The sequence below is a fragment of the Lachnotalea sp. AF33-28 genome (assembly GCF_003477885.1).
Taxonomy (GTDB): domain Bacteria; phylum Bacillota; class Clostridia; order Lachnospirales; family Lachnospiraceae; genus AF33-28.
Genome location: NZ_QUEE01000003.1, coordinates 134,359 through 155,544, shown reverse-complemented (window position 1 = coordinate 155,544; position 21,186 = coordinate 134,359). Strand labels below are relative to the sequence as shown.

The window sequence follows — 21,186 nt, the reverse complement described above, 5'->3', positions numbered from 1 at the left end:
AAAGTTATGAGATGGATAAAACAGCACAGAGCATCCCTGGCGTTAGCCGTGATAACCATCCTGTTTGCGGTGACCCGGCTCTGGCAGTTCGGAGTGAACCCTGCCGGTATGCATGTGGATGAGGCTGGGATGGCTTATGACGCCTATAATCTGGCACGTTTTGGCACGGACAGATATCAGAATCCCTTTCCGGTGTATCTGATCAACTTTGATGCCGGACAGAGCGCTCTTTATGCGTATCTGGCAGCTTTATTTATTAAAATATTCGGCTTTAGCATGACGGCGGTGCGTCTGCCTGCACTTTTGTCAGGCGTGCTCGTCTATGTGTTTGGATATCTGATTGTGAAAGAAATGTGGAACAGGCGCACGGCTGTGCTGACAGCCCTTTTTATTACCATATGTCCGTATTTTATCATGGCTTCCCGCTGGGGGCTGGACTGCAATCTGCTGCTGGGATTTTTTACAATGTCCGTGTATTGGCTGATGCTGGCGGTAAAAAAGGAGAAGACAAGCCTGTTTATAGCTGCCGGAATCTCGCTTGGCCTCACGCTGTATACCTATGCTTTGACTTTTTTGATTCTGCCCCTATTTCTGCTTTTTACGCTGATTTACCTTTTCAGCATCCGCAGATTAAAGGTGAAAAATCTGTTTGCTTTGGGAGTACCTGTATTTTTTCTGGCTTTGCCGCTGATGCTGATGCTGGCGGTTAATAATGGGTTGCTGCCGGAGATAAAGACCGGATTTTTTACGATCCCCAAGCTGCTTTACTACAGGGGCGCGGAATTTTCACCGGCCAATATCCCGAAAAACCTGAAACTGTTCTGGACCCTGCTGACCCATGACCATCTGGACTATAATGCGGATCCTCAGTTTGGAACGCTGTATTATATCTCACTTCCGCTGGTAGCGACAGGTGCGGTACTGTATATGTTAAGGTCCTGGAAGGATCTGAAGAATCATAAGGAATACTCGCCGCGGCTGATTCCGCTTTTTATGTTTTTCAGCGCTCTGATCTGTGCGCTGGTTGTATTTGACGGCTATATCATCAATAAGTCCAATGCTGTTTATCTGATGCTTGCGGTATTCATTGCGCTGGGAATACAGCATATATCAAACTGGCACAGGGCGCTGGGGCCTGTAATGACGGTGCTGTATGGAGTGCTGTTTCTGTTTTTTGGAAAATACTATTATGTGAATCATGCCGAGGATCTGCGCACGTACTTTTACCGGGACCTGACCGAAGCTGTCCGATATGTGGATGATACTGTGGCGGATCAAGAGCAGAGAAGGATTTATGTGGATGCAGGAGAGGAACAGCAGCCATATATCTTTATTTGTCTGGAAGAGAAGATCACGCCGGAAGAGTTTACGGGTTCGCGGCAGGATTCAGTAAATCATTATCGGAATTATTATTTTGAATTGCCTTCAATTCCGGAGGAGGACGCGGTTTATATTATAGCTTCGGACAAAGTACAGATGGAATTGCTGGATGAAGCAGGATTTAGCTATACGCAATGCGGAAAATACCGTATTTATACTAAAAATTAAATTGAAATCCTGTAAAAGGACCGCTATAATAGATTTCAAAGCAAACTGGAGGAACCTATGAATAAAATTGCCATCTTGATACCCTGCTATAATGAAAGCCTGACGATCAAAAAGGTGATCGAAGATTACAGGGAAGCTCTGCCTGAAGCGGAGATATATGTCTATGATAATAACTCATCTGACCATACGGATGAAATTGCCCGGGAGGCCGGGGCGACCGTGCGCTATGAGCACCGTCAGGGAAAAGGAAACGTGATCCGCACCATGTTTCGGGAAATCGACGCGGACTGCTATCTGATGATCGACGGGGATGACACATATCCGGCTGAAAATGCCAGACAGATGTGTGATCTTGTGCTGGAAGGCGGGGTGGATATGGTGATTGGGGACAGGCTGTCCTCCACCTATTTCACAGAAAATAAGAGACCGTTCCACAATACCGGCAATCGTGTGGTGCGCGGTCTGATCAACCATTTGTTTAAGAGTGATGTCCGCGATATCATGACCGGGTACCGGGCATTCAGCCGCCTGTTTGTAAAGTCCTTCCCAGTGCTGTCAAAAGGGTTTGAAATTGAGACGGAGATGACGATACACGCGCTGGACAAGAACTTTTATCTGAAAGAGATCCCGGTAACCTACCGTGACCGTCCGGAAGGCAGTGTTTCCAAGCTGAATACGGTCAGTGACGGAGTTAAAGTGTTAAAGACCATCGCGACTCTCTTCCGCGACTATAAGCCTTATAGCTTTTTTACCGTCATCATGCTTCTGTGCGAGCTGATTGCCTTGATCTTTTTCCTGCCGGTATTGGCCGAATATATTAAGACCGGCCTGGTGCTCCGTTTTCCCACATTGATCGTGGCTTGCATCGTAGCTGTGATCGGCATCCTGATGTGGGTATGCGGAATTATCTTAAGTGTGCTTGTAAAAAAGCATAGGCAGTTGTTTGAATTGTACTTAAACAGCATAAAACGATAAAGATAAATGCAGGTTAGACGTTTAACTCTATCCTGCATTTTCTGGCTGCGGACAGCTGTGCCTGTCCAGCATAAACCAGATCATAATAGGAAGCGCGGCGGCTAAAGGATATGAGTAGCGCATCAGAGCGATTGGCGCCAGCAGCAGTGTCAGCCACAGGCCCGTCAGCGGCATCAGCGCGAGGAAACCTGGACGGTTCTTCACATGGACACAGTAGGCCGCCGCAAACAGCAGAAACCATGAAAAAAAGGCGGGTTGAAACAGCATGGAAACAATCGGATATCCTTGGTGGGGCGTATCATAAGCCAGTTTTCCGTAGAGCTCCTCCAGCCATGGAAGTTTGCTCTGGCGTTCAAATGGCAGATCCAGATAGACATCCTTAACGGACGTCTCCATGTAAGGATGCATATTGGGATAATTCATATTCGGATACCAGTTGCCCAGGCTGCAGGTCAGAAACGCATCCGCGTAGGTCCCAGGGTATTTGAGCCCCAGCCGTACCCATAACTTTACAAATCCTTTTGTATTTTCATAAAATGCTTCCTGATTAAATCCATCCTTTACAGGATCTGCGAGGTAGGCATTATATAGCGTCAGTTTTTCCTCATCAATATAGCCATAGAGAGCCTGCAGGTCTTCATCAGCCAGTTCCTCCTGATGAAGCGCAGTAACCCGAGCGAATTGCTGTATGGGTATGCTGAGCATTTCGGCAATACTGCCGGAGGATACGTGCAGACCGCGATGAAGGATGTTTATAAAAAGCAGATAAGCCAGCGCTGCAGCCGCGCAGATAAGCGTCAGACGCAGCCGGCGCTTTTTCTGTAACATGAGTATAAAAGGGATACACAGCAGAAACGCATACAAACCATTGTTGCGGAAACTGGCCATTAATATCACCGTAACAAGAAAACGTGCCTGAAGAAAAATTGAATGTACAAAAATATCAGGCTCTCTAAACATTTCATATAGAAAAATAATCAGCAACAGCAGAAAACCGGTGAACAGCACATCCTTTGTAGTGCTGACTGCAAACATGGAGTTTAACGGATGCAGCGCGAAATATAGTATGGATAATACCCAGACCCATACAGGGGCTCCCCAGCGGTTCAGTTTGCTGCATGTATACGCAAATATGGCAGACATGACGGCCATCTGTGACAGCGTGTAGATCGCAACTCCCAGATTGTATGAATGAAACTGTTTTCCGATTCCGATGCAAATGCCAAGATATAATGTATGGAGAACAGGATGATGTGAGGTGAATTCTCTAAAATGCAGCTGGCTCACCTGGTTGGGCACATCATAGGCGAATATGCCGGGATAAAAGGCCAGAAATACCGGAAGCCAGCACAGAAATATAAATGCCCAGATGACAAATACAGAGCTTCTCAGACCCGCAAGTATTTGCAGACGGCTGCCCGGACCGATATTTTTCACCTTGCCGGCAGCGGAGGACAGGAAGTTTAGCATAATCAGCAGCACCGCAGCAAACAGTATGCCTAGGGAACAGATCAGGAATGCTTTATGGAACATCCCTTTTGCCGAATAGTCAATACCTGAATGAACGTATATTTCTCTGCCGATAATAAGAAAGGATGAGAAAATCAATCCCATTATAGTACAAAAGCGTAGGTTGCACTTATTGGCTGCCAGAATGCCTTTGCTTATGATTAGATAAAAACAAAGCAGAAAAATGAGTGAAAATACACTGTTGCTGATGACCAGGCTGCCGTTTTCCAGATTAATCGCGAAGGATATGCTGTATATGGCCATACAGGCAAATATAAAGCTGTATAATTTAACGTGTTTTTTCAGGTGATTCATGGGAGACCTCCAGCGAGTAAAACTTTAGAAGACTTTCATTTGGATATAATTATAATACATTCCCGCAGGGATAACAACAATGAAACAGGATATTACAGCCAATGCAGACATCGTAAGAAAAATTTAACACGTCCATAACGGCCGCAAGGTTGTAAATTCCCGGAAGACAGGTTATAATGAACCCCATGGAACCATCAGCCTGTCCGGGCCAGACAGGTGGGAAAATACGTGCCCATACAGCACAGAGCGGAGGAATTATGCTTTTTAACTCGATATCATTTTTGATCTTTTTCCCGGTGGTAACACTGGTTTATTTTCTGATACCCCATAAGATACGCTATCTGTGGCTGTTGGGAGCCAGCTACTATTTCTATATGTGCTGGAACCCGCAGTATGCGCTGCTGATGGCGACCTCCACGCTGCTGACATATCTAAGCGGCCTGCTGATCGATCAGGCCAATAAGATGGAGGATCAGAGAAAAAGAAATTTCTGGCGGAAATTCTGGGTGGCGGTCAGCCTCATTCTGAATCTGTCCATACTGTTTTTCTTCAAGTATTTTGATTTTGCGGTGGATAATTTAAACCGGGTGCTGGGTGCTCTCAATATAACGCTGGTACAGCCCGAGTTCGATGTGATCCTGCCGGTGGGCATATCCTTCTATACCTTCCAGGCTCTAAGCTATACCATGGATGTATACAGGGGGGATATCTATGTCGAGAGGAATGTGGCGAAATACGCGCTGTTTGTGTCCTTCTTCCCGCAGCTGGTGGCAGGGCCCATTGAACGATCCAAAAACCTGCTCACCCAGATCGGTCAGAGACATACATTCAGCTTTACGAGGGCCAGAGACGGGCTTTTACTGATGCTTTGGGGATATTTCCAGAAACTTGTCATAGCCGACAGGGTGGCGATTCTGGTAAACTCTGTATATGGCACCTGGCAGCATCAGACAGGAGTTCCGCTGCTGGTGGCGACCCTCTTTTTTGCCATACAGATTTACTGTGATTTCGCGAGCTATTCCAATATCGCCATAGGCGCGGCACAGGTCATGGGCTTTAAGCTGATGGATAACTTTGATACGCCTTATTTTGCCACATCCGTGGCCGGCTTCTGGCGCCGCTGGCATATCTCGCTGACCACCTGGTTCAGGGATTACCTGTATATTCCTCTGGGTGGAAACCGGTGCGGCAAAGTGCGGCATTATCTCAACATAATGATTGTTTTTCTGGCCAGCGGCCTGTGGCACGGGGCCAGCTGGACATTCGTGCTGTGGGGCTTTTTTAACGGCGCATTTCAGGTGGTCGGTTCTCTCTTAAAACCTGTCCGCGACCGGCTGGTCCGTATTTTCCGTATCGACCGTTCCTCGTTCAGCCATAAACTTCTGAAGGCTGCGGTGACCTTCGGACTGATTAATTTCACATGGGTGTTTTTCCGGGCCGACAGCATATACGCGGCCATTGAGATATTTAAACGGTTCAAGAATTACTTTTATCCCTGGATGCTGGTGGACGGCTCTCTGTTTACTCTGGGGCTGAAGGAGCCGGAATTTTACCTGACGCTTATCTGTATCGGAGTGCTGTTTGTGGTGAGCCTTCTTAAGTACAAAGGCATGCACATCAGAGAGACACTGGCGAAGCAGGGACTGTGGTTTCGCTGGCTGATTTATATATTGGCGATACTGGCCATTTTGAATCTGGGCGTCTACGGACCTGGATTTGATGCCAGCCAGTTCATCTATTTTCAGTTTTAGGAGAGGTGCCCATGAAAAAAATAAGAAGATTAGCCGCTTTTGCCGGATTTTTGGCGGTGCTCATAGCGGTTTTGTCCGTAAACAGCGCCTTGCTGGAACAGAAATATTCCAAGGCTGTTATGGGCGGGTTTTATGAGTTGGAAGAGGACAGTGTGGATGTGATCTTTGCGGGTTCCAGCCATATGCTCAACGGAGTGCTCCCCATGAAGCTCTGGGAAAATTACGGGTTTACCTCCTACAACATCGGCCAGCACGGTCAGCGCCTGAACATGACGTATTATTACATCAAAGAGGCGATCAAAAAGCAGCATCCCAAAGTCGTTGTGGTGGATCTGTATTATGCATTTGAGTCGCAGATCAACGATGATGCAGCTAACCTGCACAAAAGTGTGGACAACCTGCAGTGGGGGGCCAGCAAAATCGGTGCGATTATGAATGCCGCTCCCAAATCGCTGCGGCTGGAACTTTTTTATAATATGTTCCTATATCACACTAGATGGAATGAACTGGAGAAGGAGGACTTTCTCTATCTGACAGAACGGCCCTATAATAATACCGGAGGGACGGAGCTTCGCTGGGGCAATGTGGAGTTTACCAGCCCCAATGTAATACCTGCGGATCAGACAAAGGAGCTGACGGAGGATACGGTAGAGGCGCTGGAGAAAATAGTGAATCTGGCGGCGAAGAATAACGTAGAACTGGTATTCACGGTATTTCCCTATATAGCTGCGGACGACTACCAGGCGTGCTATAATAAGGCCGGCCAGATCCTGCAGGCGGCCGGACAGCATTATATAAATCTGATGTACCATATGGACGAACTTGGTATCGATTTCAGCAAAGATTTTTATGACTCGGAGCATCTGAATCCTGCGGGTGCGGCAAAAGTGACCGATTATTTCGGGCGATATTTAAAAGATCATTTCCAACTGGAGGATAACCGCCAGAATACGGACTACGCTGGATGGAACACGATGCTGGAGCGTTACGAGCGCGAAGTAATCGCCGGCAAGACAGGAGCGGAAGGAGACCCTGTCACCTATTTAAGCTACCTATCCGATCCGGAATACGCGGTGGGCATTGTGATCAAGCCGGATCAGATGGCCATCGGCGAAGAGGTGATGGGAGCTCTGGGGGATCTTGGAATCGATACGGAGGAGCTGGTCCACCGTGACAATAATTATGTGTGCATGATTGACGGCGGTAAGATTCTGGTGGATGATTCCACAGAAGCGCCTCAAGCCGCTTACACACAGGAGCTGGGCGGAATCGCATGGGAAATCACCTGCGGCTCGGATATCGCCTCCGTCATGATCGATCTGCGGGAGTGGGCGCTGAACAAAGAGAGCATCAATATCGTGGTTTACGACAAGGTGCTGCAGAAAGTGGTGGACAGCGTCTGCATCACAAATGACGGGCAGCAACTCATAAGAAAGTAGTATTGGAATACAATAAACCATAAACTTCTTACAGGAGGATGAAAGGATCCTATGAAAACTTACATTCACAAGAGAGGCCCGGCTCTGCTGGCCATGCTTCTGACTGCTGCGCTGCTTTTAAGCGGCTGCAGCTTCAGGGCGAATCAGGAACAGACATCGGAACCGACTGAAACACAGAAAGAGCTTCAGACAAGCGAAGCAAATACCACACAGGAGCAGACGGCAGAGCCTGCAACGGAGGAAACCACGGAGGAGACAACCGAAGAGGCGACCACAGAAGAACCCACAGAGGAGACTACGGAGAAAGAAACATTTGCTCCGGTAGATATCAAAACCGTGGAGGAAACCGTCTGGGCGACCACATCTGTAAATGTGCGTGAGTTCTGGAGCGCGAAGGCGGATAAGGTCGGCGGACTGGCCAAAGGACAGAAGGTGACGAGGACCGGCATCTGCGACAACGGGTGGAGCCAGGTGAGCTATAAGGGCAAAGAGGCCTATGTAAACAGCAAATACCTCACCACGGAGGAACCGGTTCCGGAGACGACTACAATAGCGGAAACCAATGCGCCCAATCCGGGCGGGGATCCGGGAAACGGCGAGCAGGCGCCTCCGCCGGAACAGCCGACCTCTCCTCCGAGCCCGAGCAATGCGGGGAACGGCAAGAAATGGTGCAGTTTCGGGGACAGCATTACCGCCCAGGGCGGATGGCAGGATACGGTCACAAATTATTTCGGCTTCTCAGGTTTTGACAATGCCGGAAAAGCCGGCGCCTATCTGGCGGATGACGGAAGCGATAAGTGGCTGGGAGCAAGGATCCAGACCATACCGACGGACGCGAATGTGATTACCATATTTGCCGGTGTCAATGACCTGATCTTTGATCACGCCATTGGTGAGATTACGGATACCTCAACGGTAAAGGGGGGGCTTTCCCACATCATCGACGAAGTGAGAAAACGCGTTCCCGGAGCCCAGATTATCGTGGTGACACCGTACAATACCTATGATTCGGGCAATACGCTTGGCCTGACTCTCAATTCCTATGCCGATGCGATTAAAGAGGTGGCCTCGGCGCAGAGCGTGCCGGTCATCGATCTGTACTACGGTTCAGATTTCAGCCCGTCCAACCAGGCCGATTACACGGTGGACAGGATACATTTAAACAGCGCAGGCAAGGCGCATCTGGGTGATGTGATGGTGGAATTTTTAAAATCCATATTATAAAAATAATTTACAGGCAGTTATATAATTGCATTGTAAAGAGCCTGTACGGCATTATGAGAAGTCTATTGCCGTATTGGAATCGGATGCCCCGCTGCCTGCCAGCGGGGCATTTAGTCATTCGCTTTGAAAGTACCATTTACAAATTACAAAAGCCATGTATTAAATTGATGCACAGATCGACAAAATACGACAAAATTCATCAAAACGCGCCGAACTGCGCAGCCATTACAGAAAGCAGGAAAACAGTTGAATAAAAAAAGAATTGCACATACGGCCGCCATGCTGGCCGCAGTCCTCCTCATAGCGGCTGCAGGTCTGCTGGCATATAAATTTAACCAGAAGATCAATGTTCTGGGCGCACAGCTGGACGGGATATCAGCCCGCCTGTCCCAGGCGGAAGATTCGGCAGCGGGCGCAGACTATTATAATATTGGCTTTGATAACCAGGAAGCGGCCCGTATAACCGTCCATTCCGGCCAGGAGAAGGGTACTTACCGTTTCTGGCAGCTGCCACTCCAGACGGGCAATCAGGGCGCGTCCTATGTGATAGAGCTGCCCGGAGGTGAACTCATAGTCATAGACGGCGGCTTTAAGGGAGACGGAGATTATCTCCACGATTTTCTGATGGAACGTGGAGGCGTGGTAAAGGGCTGGTTTCTGACTCATCCCCATGTGGACCATATAGGCGCCTTTTTATACAATGTCAATAAGGAAGGGCACAACGGGCTGACGATTCAAAATGTGTATTATTCCCCGTTTACCCCGGAGTACTTCACTGAGGAGGCAGAGGGCAAGGATTTAAAGGCGCTCAATGAATATCTGCTGTTCGATGAGTTTGAAGCTGCAAGAAACAGCATAGCAGACATCCCGTTTATCCCTATGCTGGCGGATGACAGGCTTGAGATCGGCGGAATAACGGTGGACTGCCTGCACAGCTTTGACGGGACAATCTATCATGTGAACAGCAACTCGCTGGTGCTGAACTTTGATTTCGGCGGTTATCGCATTATGATTACCGGAGATATCACGGACGGGTCGCTTTCCAAGATGCTGGAGCGGATTCCACAAGGGGATGACAGATGGAAGACGGACTGTGTGCAGATCCCGCACCATGGATTCGGCGGTTTTACAGACCAGCTGCTTCGCCTGACCCAACCCGGGCTGGCTTTTATAGACTGCACGCTGCCGCAGTATTATGACAGGGATGAAGAGGGGAACCTGGGAGATGGCAGGTTCGGCACACAGGAAACGGCCGCTATATTAAAGAACAGAAATCTTCCGTCCTTGAAGGCATTTAATGGGCCAAATGAGATCGTTATAGACTAATCTATTAGAAACGCAGCAGACCTTAAAATATTACACTAAAAATTATACAAACTTTCATGGAATATTTTGTAATATATACCAATGCATGGAAAGGAAAAATGTAGTAGAATATAAAAGAAATCTTCAGAGGTTTCATGTCATAAAAGTGGACATGCGTCAGGAGGTCCGCGGCTGAATAGGAAATCCCCCCTTAGTCCTAGTTGATAATATCAATAGGCGTTTCCAAAAGGCCGCATACGGATGCCTGCCGCACGTCCACATGGCATTAAAATTTTCTTTCACATGCAAAAGAAGCTGTTTGGATCCGGTATGCCCTGGAGCCGCACAGCTTCTTTTATTTTGAGAATTCGAGGCGGTTTAAGACAGAGCATCTTCTAATTGCCATTTGAAATCATGCGCATCTTTGGTATAATGAAAAATGTCATAGTTATAACGAAAAAGCACTTTCAAACACGCTCTTATATCCGGGGGGAAAACATTGAAAAATCGTAAGCGTAAATATCTTGCCAGGATCAGCTACAAACGGCTCATCGTGCTGATCAGCCTCAGTCTGATCTGTATCATGCTGGTCCTTTTTTCCGTCTACAAATATTCCGAATACAAATATCAGAGAAACTTAAACGCCAGAAAAGAAGCATCCGAAAGAATCCTGCAGATTATCAAGAATTTTAATGACAGGACGGAAGCGCTTCAGAACCACTATCTGATCGCCATAGAGAGCGAAAGCGTCAATTGGCTGATTGAGAATGAGATGTCCTATTCTGACTACAGCAGATATACCCAGGCATTCAACGTCCTGAATAAGAATACCACGGATGTCTCCGGTTTTGCTCTGATTAATTATAAAACTGGATGGGTGCTGAGCAATAAGGGGCTTTTTTCCGTGCCAGAGATTGTGAATGCGGATGCGCTTGAGAAGTATTTAAACTGGGAAAGCGGCGAAGCGCCTAAAAATTACTGGGCTTATGCGGATGCTGCGGATGCGGTGAAACAGGGGGATAAGAACTACCGTTTCAGCATTGATACGGAAGGGCTGAATCTGGTCATAGGGCTGCCGTTTAACAGCTTCAATGAGTATGCGCGGCTGATCGTCAATGTCTCTCCGAAGCAGTATGACGCCTGGATCACTCCCTGGCTGAATGAATGTGAGGAGATCATCGTGCTGGACGATGACGGGAACGCGGTTTACGTTTCCGACAGCCGAATGATTGATGAGTGCGTCCGCATGAAGGAAGAAGGTCTGCAGGTTTCGGAACCTATAAATAAAAAGGATGATGCGGGCAGCAATACATACGTGATATCATCGGCCAGGTCGGGCTTTCTTGGCTGGACCTTCTTTATGGTTTACGATGTGAACAAAGGCTTTCTGGCGGGCAGCGGATTATCCGGAGGCTGGTTTCTGGCCAATATCATACTTATGTTTCTCTCCTTTATTCTGGCGGTCCTGGCCATTTACTATCCCGTAGGAGCGCTGATCAGGGACATGGCAGGGAAGGAAGAACGCAATAAAATACAGGGAAATGAGATCTACTATCTATCGGATCAGTTCCAGCATTTGAGAAAGGATAAGACCGCTCTGGAGGAGACCGTAACCCAGCAGCAGGCGCACCTGGAGGAACTGTTTGAACTGAGGCTGATCCGAGGGGAAATCTCGGAAGCAGAGTGGAGGGATTACACAGAAGAATTTTGCAGAGCGCCGCGGAAGTATTTTGTCTCTGCGGTACTGGTTCTGGATTCACGGGGCGATGCGGAGGAACAGAGCAATCTGAATGAGGATGCGATCAGCCTCAAAATCCTGCAGAATATGCCGGATAAAGTCAGACAGATCCCCTGGATGCCTGCGGTATATCATGCCGGTACAATCTGCGCCTTGCTGGCTGCGGAATCGGAGGAGGAGCTTCAGAACGAGATCGGAAGCTATTATGCCGCTGTCAGTGAGTACATAGGGACCGCATTCGGAAGCCACATACGCATGGGTGTGAGTTCTGTTCATTCCAATTACGGCCATGTACACAATTCATACAGGGAGAGCGTCAACGCCCTGCTCACGCAGAATATTGCCGGCGTAAATGAAACCGGCCTCTTTTACTATATATCCGATCTGACCGTTGATAAGGATTATGGGGGTAAAAAATACGATCTTTCTTATGAAAAGGCGGTCCAGAGGAGTATCCGTTCCATGGACGAACAGGAAAGCCATAGGATTACGGAGGAGTTTTTTGAGTATCTGGGCAACAGCGCCGGGTCTGTTGAAGAGATCCGGGCATGTATATTGAGCTATGTCAATGCGATTCTGCTGGTAGCATTTCAGATACAGGTGGATATTGAGAAAATTAATCCCAACGGGATCGGCAGAATCTATCAGGATATACTGGACGGCATGGAGCTGTCCGGGATCAGCAGCTATGTTCGGCACACGCTGATTGACGCTGTATTTAAGGAACGGCTTTCCCTGATCAACGATAAATCCGGCAGCATTGCCGAGAGCGTGTACCGTCTCATCGACCAGCATAAAGGAAATCTGACCCTTTATGAGTGTGCGGATATACTCGGGGTTGATTCCGCCTATGTCTGGAAGGCGCTGAAGCTGGTGAGCAATAAATCATACAGCGATATTGCCGAGGAATATAAACTGGAAGAGGCCAAGCGCATGCTCCTCCAGACAGATATGAAAGTAAATGAGATCGCCGCCGCGCTGAACTACTCAAATACCCAGAATTTTATCCGTTTTTTCAGCAAATGCACAGGCCTGACACCGGGAAAATTCCGGAGGCTTCACTAGAGCGTGCAGTTGCGGAAATGAATTTTCAAACACGCTCTAGCACATCAGTGCGCCACTTCCCCTCAAAACATGCGAAAAACAATCACTTCATATCTCTCCGGGAATGAAGTGATTGTTTTTGTGCATTACTAACTAAAAACAAATGGAAAAACTATATAATTTGACCGATTAATCAAATGATTATTTCAATCATCTCTGCCCGGTGATAGGATGAGTTCAACAGGTTTCCGGAAAATCCTGAAAGCGGTAAAAATATTTAAATCTGCAGATTTAGATCTATGTAAATCTGCGCATTCAAACCAACACATTAAACCAGCGAGGAGGATATCTTTATGAAGAGAAGAATATTCAGAAAGACAATGAGGAGAACCGCGGCGGTCATGCTGGCGCTCTCCGTTATACTGTCCCTTGGCGCCTGCAAATCCGGCGGCAGCGGAACATCCAAAGAGACCCCGATGCAGAGCGAGCAGATGCCGCAGAGCGGCGCGGCAAAGGATAATGAAACGCAGCCGGCCGGAGGAAAGGAGCCGGTGGAAGTTTCCATAGCCGCCATCGATATCTACGCAGGCATGAGCAATTCCGGCGAATACGGAGAGGAAATCCGCTCCAGGCTGGAGGAGATCTGCGGCGTGAAGATGTCAATAGACTGGATGCAGGATGCGGACAATCAGATTCCCCTCATGCTTGCCAAGCCAGAGTCCATGCCTATGGTGATCGTGCACTGGAATCTGAAAGGGAATATCGTATCCGCCGCCCAGAACGGCGCTTTTGTAAATCTCAACGACTATATATGGGATTCACAGAAGTATCCGTACCTGTCCCAGATGAATGAGAATGTTGCGGATGCACTGTCGGTGGGCGGACAGCTGATCGGCATTCCGCGCACCAGGATCATCGGCAGAAACGGCCTTTCCTACAGAAAAGACTGGGCTTTGAAGGTGGGGATTACCGAAGATCCCCAGACCGTTGAGGATGTATATGACATGCTCTGGAAATTTACCTATGAGGATCCGGACGGGAACGGAAAGGATGACACCTATGGCCTTGAGATGACGAATTATACCGGCGATTTCGATATCATGCAGTCCTGGTTTGGCGTGGGCAATGGCTGGGCTGAAGAGGAAGGACGGCTGGTGCCGGTTCATATGCAGGATGAATATATGGATGCCCTCAACTGGTTCAGAAAGATATATGAAGACGGCCTGATGCCTTCCGATTGGGCGGTGCGTGAAGGAACAACCATCATGGAGGCGACCAAGACCGGAGAATGCGGCGTTTTCGTGGATGTGATGGACAATGCCCGCAAGATCTGGGACTACTTTGTGGCGGAAGACAGCTTTACTCCTTCGGTAATGAACCCTGATGAACCGGCGGCCATGCAGCTTGTAGGGCCGATCAACAAAAAGACCACAGCGACGGCCGGTTATAACGGTTTCCTTACAATCAGCGCCACTACCTGCGATACGCCGGAGAAGATTGAGGCGGCGCTGACCATGATCGACCGTTTCAGCACCAATGAAGCCAGGCTTCTGATGGAGTACGGCCTGGAAGGGATCCACTGGGAAACCGATGCTGAGGGAAACCTGGTGGATCTGGATATCGAAAACAGCGAACTTTCCGTAGGCTATAAAGGGCTGGAAACGATGGAACCGAGGCTTCCCGATTATGGCGTTCTCACCGATCCGATGCCCGTCATGACGGAGCGCGAGGTGAAACAGTCGGAGGTCTATAAAAAGAATGAGGAGTGCGCGGTGTTTAACCCTGCCACCTCCTATCTGCTCAATTCCACCACCTATTCCGATGTGGGAGCCATGCTGGACGAGTGGATTACGCAGGCCAGAAGCCAGTATATCTGCGGCGAAATCGATGAAGCGGGCCTGCGGGCCGTATGGGATAAATGGTACCAGAACGGCGGCGGACAGATCATCGAAGAGGTAAATGAACAGTACCTCGCAAACAAATAGCAAAAAGGCGCATTGAAAGAGGATGTAAGAGTGAAAAATAAGGACGGAATGCAGGAAATCGAGGAGGAACTGAAAAGGAGAAATCTGCCCGATTTCATGCTCCTTGACGGAAAGAAGATCACGGATGCAGAACAGTGGGAACAGAAGCGGACACAGATGCGGGAGGCAATCTTACGGGAACTGTACGGATTCATGTCATTCCGTGAGTGCAGTGTATCCGCAGAAACCGTAAAGCTTGACCCGGACGCCTACGGCGGCAAGGCAGTCATAGAAACGGTCCTGATTCGGGTGAGCACGGTGAGAGGCGTATGCTGTTACCCTGTCCGGCTGGCTATACCCAAAGAGGTCCAAAAGCCTGCGGTGTTTCTGTATATGACGGGCTTTCCGGGCACGGAGATTGTGGAAGAGCTGATCGACTGCCATTATGCGGCGGTCACAGTATACTATCAGGATATCATGCCGGACCGGCCGGAGGCGGAGCTGGAAGGCGTGGGCGGTCTCTGTGAAAAGACTCCTTACATAGGATGGGGTAAGATCGCCATGTGGGCATACGGAATCAGCCGGGTGACCGATTATCTGATGACAAGGCAGGATATAGATACCGGCAGGATCGCCGTTGTGGGGCATTCCAGACTCGGTAAGGCGGCGCTGCTTAGCGCCGCCCTGGATCAGCGCTGTTCTCTGGTGATCAGCGCCGGATCCGGCGCCGGGGGCGCCGCCCTGTTCCGTGGCAAAACCGGTGAACGGATTGAGAATTTAAGCAGACACTGGTTTTGCGGCAATCTGCAGAAATATGCGTATCACCCGGAACTGCTGCCCTTTGACCAGCACTTCCTGCTGGCCCTTACGGCGCCGCGGCGGGTGTATATATCCAGCGCATCCAAAGACAGCTGGGCGGATCCAAAGTCAGAGTTCTTAAGCTGCGCGGCGGCATCGCCGGCCTATGAGTTTCTGGGGCTGGACGGCCTGGTCTGCCGGGGATATCCTAAGGCCGGAGATATGCTGCAGGAGGGGCACATCGCGTATCACATCAGGAGAGGGACACATGCGCTGACCAGGGAGGACTGGCACTGCTATATGAGATACAGGCAGCGCCATCATGTGTAGTGAGCGGATAGAAGAAAGAAAGGCGGTCCTTATATGGCTGGCAAGAATAAAAACAGGTCCGTTAAGACCAATGAGATGAGCAACTGGCAATATTTTTTAAGACATAAGGGATTGTATTTCATGGTTCTGCCGGGCGTCATTTATTTTCTTATGTTCCGGTATGTGCCCATGGGGGGCCTTGTAATCGCATTTAAGGATTACAGCCCGTTTAAGGGGATCTGGGGAAGCGCCTGGGTGGGGCTTCTGCAGTTTAAAAAGTTTTTCGACACGCCGGATTTTTTCCGGCTGCTGCGCAATACTCTGGGAATCAGCATACTGCAGCTGATCGCATTTTTCCCCATGCCGATCATATTATCGCTGTTTCTGAATGAGATCAGGCACAGCGCCTATAAAAGAACCATACAGACCCTGGTGTATATCCCGCATTTCGTATCCTGGGTGATCATAGCAAGCCTGACCTATCAGCTGTTTAATGTGAAGGACGGCGCGGTCAATCTGATATTTCAGAACATTACAGGGCATTCTTTTGATATCCTGTCCAAAAGCTCGTCCTTCTGGGGGATGATTGTGGGTCAGGATATCTGGCGGGAGACCGGATACGGCACGATCATATTCCTGGCCGCTCTGGCCGGCGTGGATCAGGAGATGTATGAGGCGGCGCGCATGGACGGCGCGGGACGTTTCAAGCTGATGTGGCATATCACGCTGCCGTCCATCAAATCCACTGTGATCATGATGCTGATCCTGCGCGTGGGCGGACTTTTAAATACCGGCTATGAGCAGATCTTTCTGATGAGGAACGATTTGAACATGTCGATGGCGGATGTATTTGATACTTACATTTTTACCAGGGGCATTACAAACGGCCAGTATTCCTTCTCGGCAGCGGCGGGAATGTTTAAGTCCGTGGTGGGCATGATTCTCGTGCTCGGATCGGACCGGATCGCCAAGAGATTCGGAGAAAGCGGATTATATTAAAGAGAGGGGAATAGTATGGCTGTCTTACATAAAAAGAAGGATATTAAGATCAGAAAAAGCCCGGGAGACCGGATCGTGGACGTGATGATATATACGATGCTGGGGCTTGTGGCGGTCTCGGCGATACTGCCGTTTCTCTATATCCTGGGCGGCTCCTTCGCCACCAATAAAGAATTGACGGAAAAAGCTTTTTTCATCATACCCGAGGTATGGTCGCTGAATGCGTATAAATATGCCGTGAGGACGGCCAACATCCTGCGGGGGCTGAAAAATTCAATCATTTTAACCGTGCTTGGTACCGCGCTGTGCATGGTGTTTACTATACTGTTTGCCTACCCTCTTTCTAAACCGCATTTCAGAGGGCGGAATCTGATCATGAACATGGTCATAATCACGATGCTCTTTGGAGGCGGCATGATCCCGTCCTATATTGTCTACTGCGCGTATGGGCTGTACGACACTTACTGGGCGCTGATCCTTCCGGCGCTGATCAGCCCGTTTAATATGATCATCATCAAGAAGTTCTTTCAGGAGCTGCCAGGTGAGCTGGAGGATGCGGCCTATGTGGACGGCTGCGGGGATACAGGCACCTTTGTGAAGATCATGCTGCCGTTATCCAAGCCTGTAATCGCATCGATTTCACTGTTTTACGGCGTGGGATTCTGGAATGATTATTTCAACTCCATGATCTATTTAAAGACCGCGGAAAAATTCCCGATCCAGATTCAGCTGCGTTCGATCATACAGCTGACGTCTCAGGTTTCGGAGATCGCCATGGACTATTATGACACCGGCGGCGCCCCGCCGGATAAGGCGGTAAAAATGGCATGTACGGTAATCGCCACGGTACCCATACTGATGGTATATCCATTCATACAGAAATACTTTACCAAAGGGGTGATGGTGGGAGCGGTCAAAGGCTGAAAAACGACACCAAAGAAAAGATCTGCCGGTCATCAGTTTGGCCGGCAGTAATATCGCGGGCAGCCCTGATGAAGTGAATGAGAAAGATAAGGGCAGAAATCCGCGGGATGTGATTTATTATAATAGCGAAGATTAATATGCGCTATTAGTAATTAGAAAATGCGGCAGGCGCTTGCCTGTGCAGCAGAACTCTGATAATATATGATAGTATTGCAAGAAAAGCAGAAACGGGGCTGGAAGAAGCAGATCATGCCCCTAAGAATACGTAACAATAGTTGAAAAAGACAGCCTGCCGGCACAATGCGCTGGGCAGACTGCCTTTTTCAGGAACGGAAACGAGATTATAGCGTCTAAAGGGCGTTAGACATATTTGATGGTGTACGGTTTGTTGGGGGGGATAATCTCATTTCCGATTCCGCTAATAGTAACGCAGAATACGACAAATTATAACACAAAATAGTAAACAAATAATGAATCAAATTATTGTAAATATCATACAAAAATAATATGAAAATGAATATTTTGCCATATAATACAGGATACAGAACAATGAAACTGTGAAATATATCCAATCAGACAATCGAAAGGCGGGAGGAAACATGGATAACGGGAAATGCACTGCTTTCAAATACGGATTTGGCAGATCAAAAAAGAGAAACAAAGTCAAGCTGACCCGCCGGCGCAGGATCCTGCGCTGGACCGGGATACTATTAGCGCTGTTTTGGATGATCCTGATCTTTCGGTTTTCCGCTGAGAACGGCCAACAGTCCGGAGCGCTAAGCGATTCGGTCCTGCAGACGGCGGTCGATCTGTTCGACCGGATCACAGGACAGGACCTGAACGGAGCTATGACGCCTAAGCTCACCCAAATACTCGGCTTCTGTGTCCGCAAGGCCGCCCATATGACCGTCTATTGCATGCTGGGTATCAGCGTGATGTTAACAATGTTCACCTTCCCGCCGGCAATATGGAAAAAGGCCGGCCTCACACTTCTCATCTGCGCGGCCTACGCGGGGAGCGATGAATTCCATCAAAGCTTTGTAGCAGGCAGGGGCCCCAGCCTGCAGGACGTGTGCATTGACAGCCTGGGCGCCGCCGCGGGCATTCTCATCGCCCTGCTGGCATACTGCGTTTTTGATACCGTGCGCCGCAAAACTTAAAGCCAGAACTGTACCAGCCTTGCGATTCTCTCATACAGCAGAGGATTTGCGGTCTGCCAGGAGTAGGAGCATTTTGCGAGTATCAGCAGCGCATGATACCCCAGGCTGCAAAAGCCGGCCCAGAAGAGCACCTGATGAAACGCGCCCATCCACCGTTTGCCCGCGTGGGCTTCCATCAGCGAAAACAGGATCAGCAGCGCCGGAAGAAAGAAAAACAGACCGAAATCACTTTTGTATCGTGTAAGGATGCCGGCCATCTCGGTATCCGCGACGACGATTAAGAACGCGCCCGCCGTGCAGAGCATACAGAACGCGAACAGCTTCTTTTTTCTAAGCCATCCTGCGGCATATCTGACGGCAAACAGGGCCATCAGGATCAGATTAGTGGTGAACAGGCCGCCAAAGGCGGCTTCCTGGATAGTTTTCCCCGGGTAGGTGGTCAGTATGTCCGCCGTATAAAGGAACGGAAAGCGGGCATTGATCTTCGGAGGCTGCAAAAGATAGGTGAAGATGCCCAGCGGGATACGCCCCGGCACGAATCCGCGGCGGGTCATATCGTTGGTGGTCAGGTTATAGTTGGCTCCGAAATCCAGCGCTGACCCAAAACGCGCATAGTTATAGTACATCAGAAAAGCAGCGATGCCCAGATAAGGAAGGGCCAGCGCCAGCAGTTTCCACAGCTCTCTGCGGTTCTCTTTTTTGAGAATCCCCATAAACAGCGGCAGTGCCAGCAGACTTCCCACAAGGAGCTGCGGGCGGCTTCCGGCCACGGCTGCCATGCAGCAGGATCCTGCCAGCATGCGCGGCCAGCTGTACCGGCCCCGGGGGAGCCTGGCCTTTAAGGACGTTTCCTTCCTTCCGTCTGCCGCATCCGGCCGGACGGCCGAAATCCAGAGTGTCAGCCCCCAGGCGGTCAGCGCCAGCGCTGTGATGATCGGAACGTGATACAGATCCGGTCTTTTCGCGATATAGACGGCGCCGCTGCCGATTATGGCGGTCACGGTGAGCAGAAGAAAGCTGAAAAACGGAATCCGGCTGAAATACTTTTTGATAAATTCCCGCATCAGCGCCAGCATGCCGAAGACATAAGCGGTCTGAGCGATGATGACCACAGTGTGATTGGGCAGGTCGTTGCCGGTGACCAGATAATAGGGCAGATAAAACAGCAGTTCCGGCGTCACGCCGAAATAAACGTAGTACCTGCCGTTATAATAGGCCGTATCCCACTGATAGCTCACGTCCATTTCCTTTCTTAGGGCAGGATCGTACGGATTTTCCAGTTCCGTCAGCTCTTTGGAGGGCTCCTCATCCAGATAATAATGCCCGTCCGCCATGGAGTGAGCCAGCTCCTGGTATTGCTGATGATGCTCCCAGGCAGGGGCGGTAAACAGCGGGTTAGCACGGGACAGGGAAGCCAGAAATACGGACAGCACGATGCCCGTCAGGAAAATCAGCGCCGTCTGCACCCCGTTGGACGGATCGAAAATGTGCCGGTAAATGCCTGATTCAGGTCTTGCATAATAGATGAACAGGATCAGGAAAAAGCAGACAAAGAGCCGAATGGCGGAAAAGTGCAGCGGCACGCGGACATTGAAGCTGATGTCATGTACGCGGACCGTTTGTCCCTCCAGACCCGAAAAACGGATGGCAAGCTTGTCCGATTTCCCGGAAAGGCTTAAATGAAAATACTGGCTTTCCTTCAGCGAATGGGAGCTCACATGCTCCGGCAGCTCAAAATAATCGGTGTTGGCTTCATCCTGTGCCAGTATGACGAAGGAAAACGTGCGCACCTTCTTCGAAGGCGCGGTTATGCCCTCCTTATCTTCCTGCAGCACCTCCGCATCCAGATGGATATTGTCCAGTTTATGGCCGATGCCGGTAAATTCCAGTATAGGTTCGCCTCTGCTGCGGACTGTATATGTGCCGTCCCCGTTGTCGGTCATGCCGCTGCCCGCTGCGGGAACCAGGCCCTTTAGAGGCTGATTGGACAAAGACCCCAGCCATCGGAAATTAAAAAGAAGCAGTTCCAAAAGGAGTGCCAGCAGAAAAGCCGCGCCGGCAGCCGCCAAAAATGCGGGAAACGGCCGTTTGACCGTCCAAGCGGCGTCCGTTTGGCCTTGGCGTCCGTCTGTCCTATTGTGCCGGAGGAATACGGTATGGTTCGTTACAGAGTTAGTTTTCATT

Annotated in this window: 14 protein-coding genes; 12 read left to right on the top strand and 2 right to left on the bottom strand. The window is 49.5% G+C overall.

Annotated features, from left to right (window positions below; all coding sequences use genetic code 11):
• The first annotated feature begins 6 nt into the window (after positions 1-6).
• The gene (locus DWZ56_RS05345) at positions 7-1,548 is read left to right on the top strand and encodes an ArnT family glycosyltransferase (RefSeq protein ID WP_158584458.1); all 1,542 of its coding nucleotides are present in this window, start codon (positions 7-9) and stop codon (positions 1,546-1,548) included.
• Positions 1,549-1,605: 57 nt separating this feature from the next.
• Positions 1,606-2,523, top strand: a complete 918-nt coding sequence (locus tag DWZ56_RS05340) for a glycosyltransferase family 2 protein (RefSeq protein ID WP_118555358.1) — start codon at positions 1,606-1,608, stop codon at positions 2,521-2,523.
• Positions 2,524-2,550: 27 nt separating this feature from the next.
• On the opposite strand, the gene DWZ56_RS05335 is transcribed toward DWZ56_RS05340, so the two are convergent.
• Positions 2,551-4,347 carry a DUF6020 family protein gene (locus DWZ56_RS05335; protein ID WP_118555357.1) on the bottom strand — a complete coding sequence of 599 codons (1,797 nt, stop codon included), beginning with the start codon at positions 4,345-4,347 and terminating at the stop codon, positions 2,551-2,553.
• Between the two features lie 257 nt (positions 4,348-4,604).
• On the opposite strand from DWZ56_RS05335, the gene DWZ56_RS05330 reads away from it, so the two are divergent.
• The 10 genes from DWZ56_RS05330 to DWZ56_RS05285 all read left to right on the top strand — a co-directional run bounded on the left by DWZ56_RS05330 (position 4,605) and on the right by DWZ56_RS05285 (position 19,002).
• Entirely contained in the window at positions 4,605-6,098 is a 1,494-nt protein-coding gene (locus DWZ56_RS05330; protein ID WP_118555356.1) for an MBOAT family O-acyltransferase, read from the top strand.
• 11 nt (positions 6,099-6,109) lie between these two features.
• Positions 6,110-7,537 (top strand): hypothetical protein, encoded by a 1,428-nt coding sequence (locus DWZ56_RS05325; protein WP_118555355.1) that lies wholly within the window; start codon positions 6,110-6,112, stop codon positions 7,535-7,537.
• A 51-nt stretch (positions 7,538-7,588) separates the two neighbouring features.
• Positions 7,589-8,761 carry an SGNH/GDSL hydrolase family protein gene (locus DWZ56_RS05320; protein ID WP_118555354.1) on the top strand — a complete coding sequence of 391 codons (1,173 nt, stop codon included), beginning with the start codon at positions 7,589-7,591 and terminating at the stop codon, positions 8,759-8,761.
• 246 nt (positions 8,762-9,007) lie between these two features.
• The gene (locus tag DWZ56_RS05315) at positions 9,008-10,087 is read left to right on the top strand and encodes a ComEC/Rec2 family competence protein (protein WP_118555353.1); all 1,080 of its coding nucleotides are present in this window, start codon (positions 9,008-9,010) and stop codon (positions 10,085-10,087) included.
• Between the two features lie 478 nt (positions 10,088-10,565).
• On the top strand, positions 10,566-12,869 hold the full coding sequence (locus tag DWZ56_RS05310) for a helix-turn-helix domain-containing protein (RefSeq protein WP_118555352.1): 2,304 nt from the start codon (positions 10,566-10,568) through the stop codon (positions 12,867-12,869).
• A gap of 332 nt (positions 12,870-13,201) precedes the next feature.
• A complete protein-coding gene (locus DWZ56_RS05305; protein ID WP_118555351.1) occupies positions 13,202-14,833 on the top strand; it encodes an extracellular solute-binding protein in 1,632 nt (543 codons plus the stop codon).
• Between the two features lie 30 nt (positions 14,834-14,863).
• The gene (locus DWZ56_RS05300; protein ID WP_118555350.1) at positions 14,864-15,940 is read left to right on the top strand and encodes a glucuronyl esterase domain-containing protein; all 1,077 of its coding nucleotides are present in this window, start codon (positions 14,864-14,866) and stop codon (positions 15,938-15,940) included.
• A 33-nt stretch (positions 15,941-15,973) separates the two neighbouring features.
• The gene (locus DWZ56_RS05295; protein WP_118555349.1) at positions 15,974-16,918 is read left to right on the top strand and encodes an ABC transporter permease; all 945 of its coding nucleotides are present in this window, start codon (positions 15,974-15,976) and stop codon (positions 16,916-16,918) included.
• A gap of 15 nt (positions 16,919-16,933) precedes the next feature.
• Positions 16,934-17,842 carry a carbohydrate ABC transporter permease gene (locus DWZ56_RS05290; RefSeq protein WP_118555348.1) on the top strand — a complete coding sequence of 303 codons (909 nt, stop codon included), beginning with the start codon at positions 16,934-16,936 and terminating at the stop codon, positions 17,840-17,842.
• Positions 17,843-18,441: 599 nt separating this feature from the next.
• Positions 18,442-19,002, top strand: a complete 561-nt coding sequence (locus tag DWZ56_RS05285) for a VanZ family protein (RefSeq protein WP_118555347.1) — start codon at positions 18,442-18,444, stop codon at positions 19,000-19,002.
• Here the strand turns inward: DWZ56_RS05285 and DWZ56_RS05280 are convergent.
• Positions 18,999-21,185: a hypothetical protein gene (locus DWZ56_RS05280; protein WP_118555346.1), complete on the bottom strand. Its 2,187-nt coding sequence runs from the start codon at positions 21,183-21,185 to the stop codon at positions 18,999-19,001. The two genes, DWZ56_RS05285 and DWZ56_RS05280, sit on opposite strands and share 4 nt — an antisense overlap.
• Between the last annotated feature and the right edge of the window lies 1 nt (position 21,186).